Source organism: Paucilactobacillus nenjiangensis (assembly GCF_005405445.1).
GTDB lineage: Bacteria > Bacillota > Bacilli > Lactobacillales > Lactobacillaceae > Paucilactobacillus > Paucilactobacillus nenjiangensis.
Map to the genome: position 1 here is coordinate 1 of NZ_BJEB01000024.1, position 16,310 is coordinate 16,310.

A 16,310-nucleotide genomic window follows, 5' to 3' on the forward strand; every position below is an offset into this window, starting at 1 on the left:
AAAACCGACCAAAAATTCTATTAATTATAGAATTCTTGGTCGATTTTTCTATAGCTGGTTAGTTTTTTCCCAGCCACCTTTTTTTGTAACTCGTGATTATTCGAAATAATTTTTCCACTCGGTATTAATATTATTTTTGGCAGTCTTATCTGACGACCAGAACGGTACTTTAACAACCCCTAAGATTTTACTCTTAGGTACATATCCCCAGTAACGACCATCGTTAGAAACACTTCGATGATCTCCTAGTACAAAGTATTCACCTTTTGGTACTTTAGTAGCATTCACATTTTTTGACCAGGCATGAATATTGGACAAACTAGACAAGGTCCAATTACCAGTCCCAGTAGTACGCTCATCAGTACCAATATAACTTTGTTTAACTTTCTTATTGTTAACGTATAGATTGCCATCTTTAGATTCAACTGTATCACCAGGTAAGCCAATCACACGCTTAACGTAGTCAGTTTTAGTGGTGGCGCTTGGGTCCACTCCTTGAGCTTGGAACACGACAACACTCCCACGGTGAATTGTTGACTGTTTAAAGACAACCACGCGTTCATTATCACTCAAATTCGGATCCATTGAAGGTCCGTCAACACGAACTAGTTGGAAAACAAATTGCTTGATTAATAAGGCTACTAATAGCCCGATTACAATTGGCACTATCCAACTAAGCACTTCTTTCATTGCTTTCATAACTTAATCCCCACTTACAAGTTTTATACTTCTTAGTATACTCATAATTCCCAAATAATTAAATTTTTTCTTTAAAATACTTGTCAAAATTTTGCTTATATCGATGATTCATCCAAAATTCAATCAATGCTCGGCGAATATTCCAATCACGATTGTATTTAAAGGTCGTGCCATATTTATGATGTTTAATTAATTCCATTGCGGCCGTTTTAGCTTCATTATCCGTCGCGTATTTTTCAAAAGTTGCTTTGGAAACACCTAACCAGAGTTTATATTGACTGGTATCTTTATTGGCAAACACCGTTGGTTGGTCCTTTAACGTCCCAAAAATATAGTCTTCGACTGGTAATGATGCAAAGTTATAACCATTCAACATGGTAAAGAAACTACTCCGACCTTGTCGAGGATTCAAGTCAAACACCTTGAAAGAATTATCACGTCGGTCATATTTCACATCAAAATTAACAAAACCAGTGAATTCAATTTTTTCCAAAAAGTTTTTTAATTGGTCATAAATGTCTTGATCATATCCAGGTGCAATTGCGACATAATTTCCAATTGACAGTGGCGATGGATCTTCCAATAACGGATGACCCAAAACCATCATTTTTACATGATGATATTGATCAGCATAAATATTGATAGTTCTCATATTACTATCATCACCAGGGACATAGTCTTGTAAAATTAAATCTCCCACGTATCCATGTTCAAAAATACGATGAATCATCAAGTTCAATTTTTCTTTATCATTAATGGTAAAGGCTTTCTCATAACCATCAAAATGAATTGTCCGCCATTGGTTCGCATCTGCACCTTTTAACACAACCGGATAACCAAAGGGTGAATCAAAATCTGACGTATCGTCACTTGAATTAATAATCTTAGTATGTGGGTATGGCAAGCCGTACTCGTCACATATTCGATAAAAAGATTCTTTATCAGTTAATTTGGCCACTGTGTCAGAATCCGTATACGGACAGACATAATATTCAAGAAAAGCGTCTCGATGTTCGGCAACAAATTCGGTGTAATCATCACCACAGCTAATCAACACCGGAATGATGTCTTGGTCCCGATACTTTTTTCCAACCGCTAACAAGGTGTCTTTAAAGACTTTCGGATCTTTAAAATTCTCAATAAAATGTGGTGTGACAATTTTTGAAAAACGCGTTGGCGCTAATTCCATCATGGCATATAATTCAGATTTAACTGTATATTTTTCGTAAAATGAACGCGCCATCCCATAGGCGTTCAAATCAGTTCCCAAAATAATTGGCACAAATGCTTGTTTTGCTGAATCCACGCGTCTTGATACCTCTTTACATTACTTTTTATCCTACTTTGTTCATTGCTGGTACTGGAACTGTAATTGATTCTAGGAATCCTTCTGGTACATCTTCCTTAAAGTATACAGCATACCAAATCAAGAATGAATATATTGTAAATAATTTTTGCATACTTGATTGACCTGCACGATGTTTATCCAAGATTTCAACTAGGTAGTCAGAATTGAAGAATCGTTGTGCGACTTCAGAGGTGAAAGCACCTTTGATTAAATCGTAATACTTATCTTCTTTCATCCAGGTAGCTAGAGGAGATGGGAAGCCCATCTTTTCTTTCTTGGCCACATCACTGGGAACATTATTTTTGGCAGCTAAACGGAACGCATATTTGGTTTCAGCACCACTAAAGCGGTTAGAAACTGGCAATGTCCGGGCATATTTGGCAATTTCACGATCAACTAATGGCATACGAACTTCTAATGAATTAGCCATGCTCATCCGATCAGCCTTATGCAAAATATCATATGGCAACCAAGCATTAATATCAAAGTACTGCATTTGTGATTTTTCATCCAAATCAGACACTTCATCAAAGAGATGTTTTGTCATTAAGCCAGTGTCCACATTTAATGATTTATCTTTTAACAATTTAGCGCGTTCGTCTTCATTGTAAACATAGTTAACTCGGTAATAACGTTCGCTAATTGGTTGCGCTCCGCGAATCAAGAATTTACGACCATGAAATCTTGGTAAAGGCTTCACTGCAGCAGCCAAGGCCGAACGAACAAATCCTGGTACATATTTTTGATACTTATGGAAAGTATCACCTTCAAGATACGTGTTGTATCCACCAAAGAATTCATCAGCCCCTTCACCAGATAACGCAACTTTCACATGTTTGCTGGTTGATTTGGCCAAGAAATAAAGTTGAATGGCTGATGGGTTTGAAAGTGGCTCGTCCATGTAATACAACACCGTTGGCAAACTACTAAAATAGTCCGCTTCAGTAATTTTTATTTGGGTATTTTTTTGGTTGATTTTTTCGGCAAATTTAGTCGACCATGCCAATTCACTATAACGCGGATCGTCAAATCCAAGTGAAAATGATTGGATATCTTTTAACTTACTAGCTTCATTCAGAACGTAACTTGAATCAACCCCACTAGACAAAAAGCTTCCAACCTCCACGTCGGCAATCATATGTGCATCAACGGAATCATCAACCAGTTTTTCAATTTCTTGACTAGATTCCTCAACTTGTTTGTTAGGATCCATATCGTATTCAAATTTATAGTACCGTTCACATTTCAAATCTTTCGTGGCGATATCATAGGTCATGAATTCCCCAGGAAGTAATTTAAAGACATGTTTAAACAAAGTTTCACGTCCAGGAATGAACTCAAAACTTAAATGATAAGGTAAATACTTCATATTGAATTCTTTTTTGAATCCAGGATGATCCAAAAAGGCTTTGATTTCAGAGCCCCACATGAAATTTTCACCATCATTGTAATAATAAAAAGGCTTCATACCAAAGTGATCACGTGCGGCAAAAATCTTTCCGTTCTTACGATCATAAATTGAAAAGGCAAACATTCCACGAAGATGATCTAATAGTTTAGAGCCCCATGCATCATATCCATGCAATAAAACTTCTGAATCAACATTAGTCTTAAAAACATAATCTAGCGCTTCTAAGTCCTTGCGAACCTCTTTAAAATTATAAATTTCACCATTGAAGGTTAGGACCGTCGTTTCTTCATTGTTTTCCATGGGTTGTTTTCCATGAGCTAAATCAATGATTGACAACCGTCGAAAACCCATCATTACTTTGTCATCTTTAAAATACGCTTCGTCATCTGGTCCCCGATGTTTGATGCGATTTGCCATATTAACGATGACGTCATCGCTAAGCTTATCTGTTTTAATCGTTCCTACAAATCCACACATTTAAAACTCTCCTATCTCTTATAAAAAACCGAATACACATACCGCTTAGTTTACCATTTTTAACCATTTGAAGCATTATCCAATGCTTTTATTAATTTTTTTATAACAACTGCATCCCCATCATACGGCACATCTACGCCGTTAATCTTCTGATAAGGATCTTCACCTTTACCGGACACAACAACCGCATCCCCAGTCTGAGCTTTTTGCAGCGCAAACTGAATCGCACTCTTACGATCTTCAATATACTTGACATGTACCTTAGGATTATTGATTGCACCCGCAATAGCTTTCGCAATGTCATTAGGATCTTCGGTGTCTGGATCATCTGACGTGAGGACCGCATAATCGGCAAAATTACCAATTGCTTTTCCAATTCCAACTCGTCGATTAAGTCCCTTTTTACCAGTACTACCAGTGACCACCCACAACGTGTGATCAGGATGTTGATTGCGCACCACGTTTAACAATCGGTTCAAACTATCGAAATTGTGCGCATAATCAACATAAATTTGAATGTTTTGGTGTAATTCAAATTGTTCCATGCGACCAGGAACAACTGTTTCTTCAATGCCACGAATACAGTCATCAACACTCGCGCCTAATTTTTGACTCACGGCCATCGCAGCAGTGGCATCTTCTTTATTAAAATCACCATCTAACTGCAAATGAAATTCTGGTAATTGACCCAAGTGTTGACTCACAAAACTAAAACGCGCTTCTTGTTCGATTCGATAATCAGCCGACAACTGCCGTCCATAGGTGATTTCTGGCACATTTTTTTCATCAATAATTTGATGTAAGAATGAATAATAACGTGAATCTTGATTAATCACCATGACGTCCGATTGCGAAATAATTTGGCGTTTGCAAAAGAGGTAATCATCAAAGGTAGCATGTTCAATTGGACTAATATGATCAGGCGAAATGTTTAAAAAAACACCTACATTAAATCTTAAACCATATACTCGTGATTGCTTAAAAGCTTGTGAAGAGGCCTCCATCACTAAATGAGTCATCCCGTTTTCCACGGCCTCATTCATCATTCTAAATAAATCCAAAGCCACCGGGGTGGATAGATGCGATTTAAAATAATTTTGACCATCTAAAGTTGTATCGATTGTCGATAACAACGCTACTTTTTGGTGAAAAGTTCGATCTAAAATATGCTTTAAAAAATAGGCCGTCGTGGTTTTACCCTTCGTACCGGTAATACCGACAATCGTCAATTTTTCTTCTGGGTGTTGGTAAAATTCGGCCGCCAATAAAGCCATCGCTTTTTTGATGTCCGTCACAATAATGCCAGTCACTTGGTTATCATCAATCTTGTATTCACGATCAGCGAGGTAGTATTTGACTCCGTTATCTATCGCAATTTGCAAATAAGCTTGTTTAAACGTTAATCCCTTACAAAAAAACAAGGTATTCGTATCGCGTTTAATGGTTCTGGAATTAGATTGTAAATCTAAAAATTTAGTTTCGTACTCTTCAACTGGAAATTGATATAACCAATTATCACCAATTCTAATTTCTTTTAATAGGTTCTCTTTTTTTAAAATCTTTTCGATTTGACTAATGGATATTTCCATCATTTATCCTCCGACCCGTCTCGTAAAAATATACATGTTATATTCTATCATCAATTGTCGTTAATCTACATAGTAGGGCTTCATTCATGTCAATATATTTCACAAAATAATCATTATTTAATATTTCTTCACATTTTCTCAACAATTAATCTCATTTTCTTCAATTTTTATAAATCATTCTCTTCATAATCATCGCGTAAGATAAAGACCATTAAATCTAAATTCGAGGTGTTTCTAATGAAAATGAAACAAATAGCCGATATTTTACAAATTAGTCCCGCCGATAAATTAAAATTGTCTGCCCTAACAGACCGCATCCATAATTTAACAGCTAATACCAAAGAAGTAACCACTGGAACTTGTTTCGTCGCGATCAAAGGAGCTAATTTTGATGGTCAAACTGCCATCAAGGAAGTCTTTGAAAATGGAGCGGTACTAGCTGTGGTTGATTCCGCCTCAACAGTAACATTACCGACTGAATATACCGACCGGATTATTGCGGTCCATAATACTCATAAATCTTTGGCCCAACTGGCTACGATTTTTTATCACAATCCCAGCGAGGATCTCTCGATGATTGGGGTCACTGGCACTAACGGTAAAACAACCGTCACTCATTTAATTAGTGAAATTATGTCTGACAATCACCAACCAACCGGCATTATTGGCACGATGTATAACAAAATTGGTGATACCAAAATTTCCACCATTAATACCACACCAGATGCTAATACACTCAATCAAACACTCAATGAGATGCGGAATCAAAATATGACTGGATGTGCCATGGAGGTTTCTTCAATTGCGCTAGATCAAGGTCGCACTTATGGGGTCGATTTCAATGTGGCGGTCTTTACCAACTTCACTGAAGATCACCTGCTATATCACAAAACAATGGAAAATTATTTTGCTGCTAAAGCATTACTGTTTTCCCAACTTGGTAATGGCTATGATATTAATAACATTAAGACGGCCGTCATTAATACCGATGATCCCTATGGTAATCGCTTAATCGGGATGACTTCTGCCAATATTATTACATATGGTCTAAACGAAAGTGCGATTGTTCGTGCGAAGGAAATTAACATTTCAAGCAACGGGACAAGCTTCGTCTTATCAATTTACGGTGAAGAATACACCGTGAACACGCCACTGATGGGAATGTTTAATGTCTACAATACTTTAGCCGCTGTCGCAGCATGTTTTGCCATGAACATTGCCCCAGAACAAATTGTCGATAAATTAGCGACCTTACACGGGGTTGAGGGTCGTTTTCAATTAGTACCCAATGATTCTGGCATTACCGCAATTGTCGATTATGCCCATACTCCTGATGGCTTAAAAAATGTGTTAGCTACGATTAATGACTTTGCCGAAAAACGGGTCTTTTGTGTGATTGGTTGTGGCGGTGACCGCGATCGGCAAAAGCGGCCTTTGATGGCGGATGTTGCTGCTCAGCTAGCCACCAATGCCATTTTTACTTCGGATAATCCACGTACAGAAGATCCCGATGCCATTTTGGATGATATGACTAATCATTTGCCAATGAAGTCATTTACCCGGATTACCGATCGCACCGAGGCCATCAACTATGCTCTATCGCATGCTTTACCAGGCGATGTCGTGTTAATTGCCGGTAAAGGTCATGAAAAATATCAAATTATCGGGACAACTAAAAGCTATTTCAGTGATTTTGATGTGATTAATGCAAATTTTACGCGTAAGATGAGTCTCTTAAGCTAATGCTTATTATCAATAATAGTGGTACTATTTCACTATTAAAGTTAGTTTTGGAGGATTATCATGGAATATCGAACATTGGGTAAAACTGGTTACAAAATTAGTGAAGTTTCACTTGGTACTTGGCAATTAGGTTCTAAATGGGGAGAGCCATTTAGTAATCAAGATGCACAAGAAACGCTTGAAGCCGCCTATCAAGCTGGTGTTAATTTCTTTGACACTGCAGATATTTATCAAGATGGTGAAAGTGAAAAAGCGATTGGTGAATTCTTAGTCGCGCATCCAGAAAGAGACATCATTGTATCGACAAAAATGGGCCGTGCCATAGACCCACACACAATTGATAGTTATAGCAAAGAAAATTTAGAAGCTTTCGTTGCCAAATCCCTAAAGAATTTAAAAACAGACAGTTTAGATTTAATTTTGCTTCACTGTCCACCTACTGATGCGTACTATCACAAAGAAATTTTTGATACTTTAGATGAAATGAAAGCGGACGGCCGCATCAAGCACTACGGTGTTAGTGTTGAACGAATTGAAGAGGCAATAAAAGCCCTTGATTACGATATTTCAGCGGTGGAAATTATTTTTAATATCTTCCGCCAAAAACCAGCTGATTTATTCTTTAAGTTAGCCCAGTCCCAAAATGTAGGAACAATTATTCGAGTGCCTTTGGCTAGCGGGCTATTAACCGGTAAATACACCTTAGAAACTACCTTTGGGAAAAACGATCACCGGAACTTTAACCGAAATGGTGAGGCTTTTGATAAAGGTGAAACTTTTGCTGGTGTGGACTATGCAACCGGAGTTAGAGCTGCGACCGAATTAAAAGACCAACTTGGAACCGATAATTTAGCCCAAACGGCACTTCGTTGGATACTGATGTTTGATGCCGTATCCACCATCATCCCCGGTGCCAGTAACGCTGCTCAAATTGCATCCAATACCGGTGCTGCCGATTTGCAACCCTTAACCCATGAACAAATGCTAATCTGTCAAAATATCTATGAAGAATTTTTTGAACCAACCGTTAAGTATTTGTGGTAATAATATAGTGCTTTTTATCTCGTCTAGCTTTGGAGCACTAGTTTAGAATAAGTCATTATAGTCGGTTCTTGACTATGGTGGCTTATTTTAACTAGGTGACAAAGTTGAGATTAAAAGCCGGATTAAATATAGTGCTGAGCAAATTGAACAGCCAATGAGTAATAACGAAAATATCGAACGATTTTGAACTTTGAAATCAAGATATTTAAAGTTATACGGAATTGGCTAAGTTGTGAAGCCGGATTAATGATAGTGCTTTTTATCTCGTTTAGCTTTGGAGCACTAGTTTAGAATAAGTCATTATAGTCGTTCATTGACTATGGTGGCTTATTTTAACTAGGTGACAAAGTTGAGATTAAAAGCCGGATTAAAGATAGTGATTCAACCAGCTAAATTTAATCCAGTTCCAGGACATCACTACCATTTCATATCCCATGCCAGTGGTGGCTTTTCACTCATTGACACGTGATTAAATTTTAAGCTACAATGTTTCTCGAATAGTGTAGTTTCGCTTACGTGGTTAATGAATGAGGAGCTTATCATGAATCTTTTATGGAATCAGCTTATCTCGACAATTATGCAGTTATGGATATTTATTGCTTTACCATTCATTTGGTGGAAATGGTTTAAACCACCTGTTCATTTCTCAGCTTGGATCGGCATCAAACCAGTCAATCATGTCACTAGAAAATTAGTAACTACCAGTTTAATTACATTCGTTGTCTTTGCTTTGTTTGGCACAGCATTAATCTGTGTGACACCAGATTCAACTGTCGTAGCCAACACTAAATTTAATAATTTCAAGTTAACAACCGTTCTAGCAATGATATTATATGCATTCTTTCAAACGGCGAAGGCAGAAGAAATCCTGTTTAGAGGATTTTTTGCCAAACGAATTCAACACAAATTTGGCTATTTCAAGGGCAACCTCACTCAGGCAATACTATTCGGAGCTTTGCATGGTGGTTTGCTGTTAGCTAGCCATATCGACCTTATTTTTGTGATTTTAACCTTTATTTTTACTAGCTGTATTGGGTTTGCATTTTATTACATCGATGAAAAAATGGCCAATGGATCCATCATTCCCAGTATTTTGCTCCATGGCTGTGCAAACGTGGTTAGTTCGCTAATCTTTATGAGTGGCTTGATTATTTAAAATAATTAAAAATGGCATCCAAGACTTTAACTCAGTCTTGAATGCCATTTTATTTTCAGATTACTGTTCTAATTTAGTTTGGGCCACTTTAAATCGTTTACGAATAGCAAAGGATACGAGTAACGCCAATAACTCCAACAGTGCAAATAAGATTAGTGTCATATTGTAGCTTTGTAATATCTGGTGCGACATTGAGAGAATCAACGGGCCAACGAGGCCAGCCATCCCCCACGCAGTTAAGACATAGCCATGAATGGCTCCTAATTCCTTGGTACCAAAGACGTCACTCAGGTAGGCCGGAATGACAGAAAATCCTGCCCCGTAACCAGAAATAATCACACACATAACAACGGTGAAAATCGACGTAGAATTAACCCCTAGTAAGCCAAATAAGAGAATTCCTTCAATTAGAAAAACCAAACTAAAGGTATTTGGTCGTCCCAAATAATCTGAGATACTTGCCCAGGCCAGTCGACCAACTCCGTTGAAAATACCAATTACACCAACCATCCAGGCAGCTTTTACGACTGACATATGCGTTAATTCTTGGGCCATTGGTGAAGCAGCCGAGACTAAACCAATTCCGCAAGTAATATTGATGAATAACATCAGCCACAGCATTTTAAACTCAGGCGTCTTGACAGCTTGATTAGCCGTCATTTGACGTCCACCAGTTAGACTAACCCCTTGCTGCAATGAATCTTCAGCATTAGTAACTTGCTTTGGTGGCTTAATAAACTGAGCAGCAGAGACCATGACAAGAAAATAAAAAATACCAAGAATATAAAAAGTTCGTTCAATTCCAACTGTTGTAATCAATTGTTGGGCAATCGGACTAGTAATCATTGCTGCAAAGCCAAAGCCCATAATGGCGCATCCAGTGGCAAAGCCACGTCTTTCAGGGAACCATTTAATAATGGTCGAAACTGGTGTCACATAGCCAGATCCTAAACCAATCCCCCCTATCACGCCATAGGCCACATACAACAACCATAATTGATCTGAATGGACGGCAACACCCGTTAACATCGTTCCGGCACCATAACAAAAACTTGAAATGGTACCTGTCACTCGGGGCCCAAATTTTTCAACTAACCGACCCATAAACGCAGCCGACATCCCCAAAAAGAAAATTGCTAAACTAAACGCAAAGGTAATTTCTGATTCTGCCCAATTAGTTTTAGCAGCAATTGCTGTGACATACACGCTCCAGGCATAGACCGAACCTAGCATTAAATGAAAAGTTACACCGGCGGTTGCGACTGTGTACTTATTTAATCTCAAGATGAACTCCCTTTCTTCTCTACCGACAACAATATTAAAGTTCGTAAATTAATGTTATCTTGATTTAAAAGGATGGTCAAGATATAAATTTTATTAAAAACACGAACATTAATCAGTATAAATAACCTAATCATAAAGATTTAGCTAATATATGGTACAAATTAATTCAAAAAATAACTTATCTCGTAAGATAAGTCATTTCGATTATACTTTTGCGATTCGGCCTTGTTGAATATATACACTCAAAATCGCAATGTCAGCAGGATTAACACCGCTAATCCGTGTTGCTTGAGCGATTGTCTCAGGTTGAATCTTTTTAAGTTTTTGACGCGCTTCAGTCGCCAGACTATCAATGTCATCATAATCAATTCGATCTGGAATCTTTTTAGCTTCCATCTTCTTTAAGCGAGCTACTCGATCTTCGGCTTTTTTGATATAACCAGCGTACTTGATTGTGATTTCAATTTGTTCGATTACTTGGCGATCCAAAGGTTCTGTAGCTTCTGGAATAAATTGCATCAAGTCAGCGTAACTCACTTGTGGACGACGTAAAAATTCACTAGCTAATAAAGCATCCTTCAATGGCTTTTCACCGCGAGAAACCAAGAAAGCATCAATATCATCATTAGGTTTGATACGAATGGTATCCAAACGCTTTAGTTCTTCTTCAACGGCCGTTTTTTTACTTTCAAAAGCTGCATAACGAGCATCGTCAATTAAGCCTAATTCACGACCCATTTCAGTCAAACGTAAGTCTGCGTTATCATGACGTAAAATCAAGCGATATTCTGCACGGCTAGTCAACAAACGATATGGTTCCTTGGTACCCTTGGTAACCAAATCATCAATCATGACACCAATATATGCGTCAGAGCGCTTCAAGGTAAATTGGCCACGATCCAAGGCACGTAAGCCAGCGTTAATTCCCGCAATCATTCCTTGTCCAGCCGCTTCTTCATAACCAGAAGTCCCATTAGTTTGACCAGCAGTATACAAGTTTTTAATAATTTTAGTTTCTAGGGTTGGCTTTAATTGATATGGAGCCACCACGTCATATTCAATTGCATATCCGGGCCGCATCAATTCTGCATGTTCAAGTCCCTTGATGGAATGTAAAATCTTTTGTTGAATTTCTTCTGGCATCGAAGTTGATAGTCCTTGAACATACCATTCTTCAGTGTTACGTCCTTCTGGTTCTAAGAACAATTGATGACGTGGCTTGTCGGCAAAGCGCACAATCTTGTCCTCAATTGAGGGACAGTAACGAGGTCCGACTCCTTCAATGGTTCCAGAGAACATTGGAGCCCGATCCAAGTTACCACGTATAATTTCATGAGTGGTTTCATTTGTGTACGTCAACCAACATGAAAGTTGATCCTTTAACAGTAAATAGTTTGTATCTGGGGTAGTAAAACTAAAATGATTAGGTGCTTCATCCCCAGGTTGTTCCTCGGTTTGGCTATAATCAATCGTGGTGCCATCTACTCGGGGTGGAGTCCCAGTCTTGAAACGTTCAATCTCAAACCCTAAGTTAGCCAAATTCTTTGTTAACTTCATGGCAGCTTGAGAATTATTAGGACCAGATTCATATTGAAGTTCACCAATAATAATCTTGCCACGAGCGGCGGTTCCCACAGTTAAGACCACACTCTTGGCAGCATAACGTGCACCAGTACTGGTAATAACACCTTTACAAATTCCATCTTCCACAATTAAATCATCAACCATACCCTGACGCAAAGTCAGGTTAGGTTCATTTTCAATTGTGTGCTTCATTTCAGCATGATAAGCATGCTTATCTGCTTGTGCCCGCAATGCACGAACCGCGGGCCCTTTACCAGTATTCAACATTCTCATTTGAACATAGGTCTTATCAATATTACGGCCCATTTGTCCACCAAGTGCATCCAGCTCCCGAACAACAATTCCTTTAGCTGGTCCACCGACTGATGGGTTACATGGCATAAAGGCTACCATGTCTAAGTTAATTGTCATTAATAACGTTTTATTGCCCATTCGTGCAGCTGCTAAGGCGGCTTCACTCCCGGCATGACCGGCACCAACGACAATTACATCATATTCTTTTCCTGTGTATGGTAATCCTTGTTCCACGATACGTTCTCCTCGTCTTCTGAGATTGTTTTAGTTTTTGCGCTATTTTATTTAGATAATTTTTTACAAGCTGATTTGGAATGTTTAAATTGGCTTTTTTCTCCAACTTCAGAAAAAACACTCTACTTAAATCGTCCTCTTTCGTCAATTAGTTCACCTAGCTACGATTAATTCAATTACTAACAACGCAATTATCATTAATCTCAGCTAGCAGCTCACTAATTAAACGACTCATTCAGCACTCTAATAAATCGGCTTTTCTTTCCAACTTCGTCACTTAGCTTGAATTCTAGGCCATCGTTCACAAAGCAGAACAATAACCTCTCATTCTCCGCTAATGCTCCGAAGCTAAACGGAGAGAAAAGCACTCTGGACTTATTTGCCCAAACAAAACTGGCTAAACAATTGATCAAGTAATTCATCTTGATAACTATCTCCAGTGATTTCACCTAGTAATTCCCAGCTTCTAGTCATATCAATTTGAACCAAATCAACTGGTAATCCGGCAGCGATACCTTGTTGAACATCCCCAAGCGCTGCATCTGCTTGATTCAAAAGACCAATGTGCCGTGCATTTGTGACCATCACATTATTAGAATTAGTTTCAATGCCTTCACCAAAGAACAAATCACTAATCCGCTTAGCCAATTGATCCATGCCTTGATCATTTAAGATTGAAGTTTCAATGACGTCGTCCTCATTCACCAAACTAAATAACTCTTGATGATCTAGTTGCTCCAGCAAATCCGTTTTGTTTAAAATAATAATTCGTTTGACATCGGCCGTATCAGCAATTAAGCCACGATCTTCATCAGTTAAAGCTTCACTATTATTCAATAACAATAAAACTAAATCAGCCGTATCGATTGCTTGCCGGCTCCGTTCCACCCCAATCGCTTCAATTTGATCAGTTGTTTCCCGAATTCCTGCTGTATCGATTAGTTTTAATGGCACCCCATTGACGTTGACATAATCTTCAATCACATCACGCGTGGTCCCAGCAATATCAGTCACAATAGCTTTGTCTTCATGTAACAAATTATTCAAGAGACTCGATTTACCCACGTTAGGACGGCCAATAATAGCGGTCGCTAATCCTTCGCGCAGTACCTTACCTTGTTTAGCGCTATTCAATAATTGCTTAATTAATTTTTGGAGTTCCGCTGCTTTTTCTTGCAGTAGCTTAGTGGTCATTTCTTCCACTGCATCATACTCAGGGTAGTCAATATTTACTTCAACTTGTGCTAAAACGTCCAAAATATCTTGTCGTAACTGCCTAATCAAGCGCGATAAATTACCATCTAATTGATTTAACGCCACCTTCATTGACTTATCAGTCTTAGCGCGAATCAAATCCATCACTGCTTCTGCTTGTGATAAATCTATTCGACCGTTCAAAAAGGCACGTTTGGTAAATTCACCTGGTTCGGCCAGACGAGCACCATGACTCAATAATAATTGTAAAATCTGATTTGTTGCCACTAAGCCACCGTGACAATTGATTTCGACGATGTCTTCTTTGGTATATGTTTTAGGTGCTAACATTACCGAAGCCATGACCTCATCAACTTCCGTTTGTGTACCCGGGTCAATGACGTGTCCATAATTAATCGTGTGTGAATCAACTTTTGATAAATCTTTGCCTTTAAAAACTACTTGAGCAATTGGTAATGCCTCTTCCCCACTAATCCGGATAATGGAAATTCCGCCTTCTCCGACTGGAGTTGAGATTGCTGCGATGGTATCAAATTCTGAGTTTGCCAAGTTAATACCCCTTTCTGACAAATAAAAAAAGCACCCACTCCACGCCTGCACTTGTGCACACGTGGTTAAAGTACTTTCACTACTTTTACCGTATTTAATTCTAACTACGACATTTTAAAATTTATTTTACAAAATGTCAATCATTAAGTTTCGTAAGTGGAGCAACAACCACCGCTCTTTCATCGCCTTGTCCCTCAGGAAAAGAACGAACTGTTTCACTATCTTGCAAAAAAGCATGAATTTGGTCTCGCTCACTTTTAGGCATTGGATCAAAATAAATCGCACCTTCTGATTCACCCACTACTTTTTCGGCACGCGTTGCGACCTTGCGCAAAATTCTACTCCGCTTGGCCCGATAACCATCAATATCTAATTCAACTTTGATTCCCTGAATATTAGCTTCTTGCACAGCCGGATTTTTTTTCCGCATTAACGACATACTGGTTGGCGAGTTCCTGAAATTGATTAATCGTTTGTCCTTTCGGGCCAATCAATTCTTCTTCATCATTACTCGACATTTCAATGAAAAATTGATCTGGAACAACCTTAATTTCATAATTTAGCGTTATCTTTTTTTCGGTCGCCAAGTATTTTACATACTCAGCAGTTGCCTGTGAAATACTAGATAACAGCAATAACCGGTTCTCGTCTGCCGTCATTGGTGTTTCTGCCGGTAAAGTATCTCCCAAGTCAGTATCAACTGACAAGGGTTCTATTTCAACGACTGCTGCTTGGCGGACCCGACCGAACATGCCCATTTTAGGAAACTTTACCACTTTGATATTCGACTGATGTCGGTTAACTTGCAAATCACTTAACCCGTTATCGATGGCTTCAGTCACCGTCTTACCCGTATACGTTGCCATGTTAACTGGCCTCCTCATTTAACTCAATCATTATTAATCACTGAGCTTGGTTCTCGGTGCGACCACCACAACTCGTTGTTTCCCCTTACCCTCTGAATAAGATCGCACTTTTTTATTATCTTTTAAAAATTCGTGAATTTGCACGCGTTCAAATTCGGGCATTGGATCAAAATAAACTGACTCTTCTGAATTCGCGACTTCTTTTGCTGCTCGTTCTGCAACTTTTTTCAAGATTTCACTGCGTTTAGCTCGATAATCTTTCGTATCGAGCACCACGTCAATATCATCTAGTTTCGCTTGTTGAACAAATTGATTAGCTTGCTCTTGTAATTCGTTAATTGTCGTTCCACGGGTACCAATTAATTGCGATTCATTCGTCGTAGATAGGTCAATCAGAAATTGATTGGCAGTTGTTTTGATTTCATAACTAACAATAATATCTCGCTTGGAAGCCAAATCTTTGACATATTCAGCGGTAGCATGCGACAAGCTAGATATCAGCATCGAACGGACTTGATCGTCACTCATCGTTTCATTTTCATTCACAGTATTTGTGCTTTCCAAGTTAGGTGCTTCGTCTGCTGATTGTTCTTCACCAATTAAATGGTATTGAGACCCAATTGGGACAATTTCAACTTCAGCTTCTTTACGCACTCGACCAAATAAACCTGTCTTGGGTGCGTTAATCACTTTAATATTCGCTTCATTTTTGGTGACCTTGAGGGTTACCAAACCATTTTCAATTGCTTCTGCAACTGTTTTGCCAGTAAATGTTGCCATGTCTTGCTGGCCTCCTTGTTTAATTTCAGCAACTATT

The 16,310-nt window shown here is 38.5% G+C and carries 13 protein-coding genes; 3 read left to right on the forward strand and 10 right to left on the reverse strand.

Annotated elements, in window-relative coordinates; all coding sequences use genetic code 11:
• Positions 1 to 96 precede the first annotated feature (96 nt).
• The 4 genes from lepB to murE all read right to left on the reverse strand — a co-directional run bounded on the left by lepB (position 97) and on the right by murE (position 5,524).
• On the reverse strand, positions 97 to 699 hold the full coding sequence (lepB, locus tag FFM59_RS04870; protein WP_137601930.1) for a signal peptidase I: 603 nt from the start codon (positions 697 to 699) through the stop codon (positions 97 to 99).
• Between the two features lie 58 nt (positions 700 to 757).
• On the reverse strand, positions 758 to 1,942 hold the full coding sequence (locus FFM59_RS04875) for a carboxylate--amine ligase (RefSeq protein WP_137601949.1): 1,185 nt from the start codon (positions 1,940 to 1,942) through the stop codon (positions 758 to 760).
• Positions 1,943 to 2,033: 91 nt separating this feature from the next.
• Complete coding sequence (gene asnB, locus FFM59_RS04880; RefSeq protein ID WP_137601931.1) at positions 2,034 to 3,935, reverse strand: asparagine synthase (glutamine-hydrolyzing); 1,902 nt, start codon at positions 3,933 to 3,935, stop codon at positions 2,034 to 2,036.
• Positions 3,936 to 3,994: 59 nt separating this feature from the next.
• Positions 3,995 to 5,524, reverse strand: a complete 1,530-nt coding sequence (murE, locus tag FFM59_RS04885) for a UDP-N-acetylmuramyl-tripeptide synthetase (protein ID WP_137601950.1) — start codon at positions 5,522 to 5,524, stop codon at positions 3,995 to 3,997.
• Between the two features lie 237 nt (positions 5,525 to 5,761).
• Between murE and FFM59_RS04890 the strand changes: the two genes are divergently transcribed.
• The 3 genes from FFM59_RS04890 (at position 5,762) to FFM59_RS04900 (ending at position 9,467) form a co-directional block, all read left to right on the forward strand.
• Positions 5,762 to 7,267 carry a UDP-N-acetylmuramoyl-L-alanyl-D-glutamate--2,6-diaminopimelate ligase gene (locus tag FFM59_RS04890; protein WP_137601932.1) on the forward strand — a complete coding sequence of 502 codons (1,506 nt, stop codon included), beginning with the start codon at positions 5,762 to 5,764 and terminating at the stop codon, positions 7,265 to 7,267.
• A 60-nt stretch (positions 7,268 to 7,327) separates the two neighbouring features.
• Positions 7,328 to 8,311 (forward strand): aldo/keto reductase, encoded by a 984-nt coding sequence (locus FFM59_RS04895; protein WP_137601933.1) that lies wholly within the window; start codon positions 7,328 to 7,330, stop codon positions 8,309 to 8,311.
• Between the two features lie 541 nt (positions 8,312 to 8,852).
• The gene (locus FFM59_RS04900; protein ID WP_170175936.1) at positions 8,853 to 9,467 is read left to right on the forward strand and encodes a CPBP family intramembrane glutamic endopeptidase; all 615 of its coding nucleotides are present in this window, start codon (positions 8,853 to 8,855) and stop codon (positions 9,465 to 9,467) included.
• Between the two features lie 60 nt (positions 9,468 to 9,527).
• Here the strand turns inward: FFM59_RS04900 and FFM59_RS04905 are convergent, their stop codons facing one another.
• From FFM59_RS04905 to jag, 6 genes are all read right to left on the reverse strand, one after another.
• Positions 9,528 to 10,751 carry an L-lactate MFS transporter gene (locus FFM59_RS04905; protein WP_137601935.1) on the reverse strand — a complete coding sequence of 408 codons (1,224 nt, stop codon included), beginning with the start codon at positions 10,749 to 10,751 and terminating at the stop codon, positions 9,528 to 9,530.
• Positions 10,752 to 10,955: 204 nt separating this feature from the next.
• Entirely contained in the window at positions 10,956 to 12,863 is a 1,908-nt protein-coding gene (gene mnmG / locus FFM59_RS04910) for a tRNA uridine-5-carboxymethylaminomethyl(34) synthesis enzyme MnmG (RefSeq protein ID WP_137601936.1), read from the reverse strand.
• 375 nt (positions 12,864 to 13,238) lie between these two features.
• Positions 13,239 to 14,627, reverse strand: a complete 1,389-nt coding sequence (gene mnmE / locus FFM59_RS04915; protein ID WP_137601937.1) for a tRNA uridine-5-carboxymethylaminomethyl(34) synthesis GTPase MnmE — start codon at positions 14,625 to 14,627, stop codon at positions 13,239 to 13,241.
• Between the two features lie 136 nt (positions 14,628 to 14,763).
• Complete coding sequence (locus tag FFM59_RS04920) at positions 14,764 to 15,036, reverse strand: R3H domain-containing nucleic acid-binding protein (RefSeq protein ID WP_170175937.1); 273 nt, start codon at positions 15,034 to 15,036, stop codon at positions 14,764 to 14,766.
• Positions 15,023 to 15,493: a Jag N-terminal domain-containing protein gene (locus FFM59_RS04925; protein ID WP_170175938.1), complete on the reverse strand. Its 471-nt coding sequence runs from the start codon at positions 15,491 to 15,493 to the stop codon at positions 15,023 to 15,025. The genes FFM59_RS04920 and FFM59_RS04925 overlap by 14 nt, the downstream gene beginning before the upstream one ends.
• Positions 15,494 to 15,526: 33 nt before the next feature.
• Positions 15,527 to 16,273 carry an RNA-binding cell elongation regulator Jag/EloR gene (jag, locus tag FFM59_RS04930; RefSeq protein ID WP_137601940.1) on the reverse strand — a complete coding sequence of 249 codons (747 nt, stop codon included), beginning with the start codon at positions 16,271 to 16,273 and terminating at the stop codon, positions 15,527 to 15,529.
• Positions 16,274 to 16,310: the final 37 nt, after the last annotated feature.

Bases quoted from the DNA above. Each gene is read 5' to 3' on its own strand.
- lepB (WP_137601930.1), bottom strand. From the start codon at position 699: ATGAAAGCAATGAAAGAAGTGCTTAGTTGGATAGTGCCAATTGTAATC.
- FFM59_RS04875 (WP_137601949.1), bottom strand. From the start codon at position 1,942: ATGGCGCGTTCATTTTACGAAAAATATACAGTTAAATCTGAATTATAT.
- asnB (WP_137601931.1), bottom strand. From the start codon at position 3,935: ATGTGTGGATTTGTAGGAACGATTAAAACAGATAAGCTTAGCGATGAC.
- murE (WP_137601950.1), bottom strand. From the start codon at position 5,524: ATGGAAATATCCATTAGTCAAATCGAAAAGATTTTAAAAAAAGAGAAC.
- FFM59_RS04890 (WP_137601932.1), top strand. From the start codon at position 5,762: ATGAAAATGAAACAAATAGCCGATATTTTACAAATTAGTCCCGCCGAT.
- FFM59_RS04895 (WP_137601933.1), top strand. From the start codon at position 7,328: ATGGAATATCGAACATTGGGTAAAACTGGTTACAAAATTAGTGAAGTT.
- FFM59_RS04900 (WP_170175936.1), top strand. From the start codon at position 8,853: ATGAATCTTTTATGGAATCAGCTTATCTCGACAATTATGCAGTTATGG.
- FFM59_RS04925 (WP_170175938.1), bottom strand. From the start codon at position 15,493: ATGGCAACGTATACGGGTAAGACGGTGACTGAAGCCATCGATAACGGG.
- jag (WP_137601940.1), bottom strand. From the start codon at position 16,273: ATGGCAACATTTACTGGCAAAACAGTTGCAGAAGCAATTGAAAATGGT.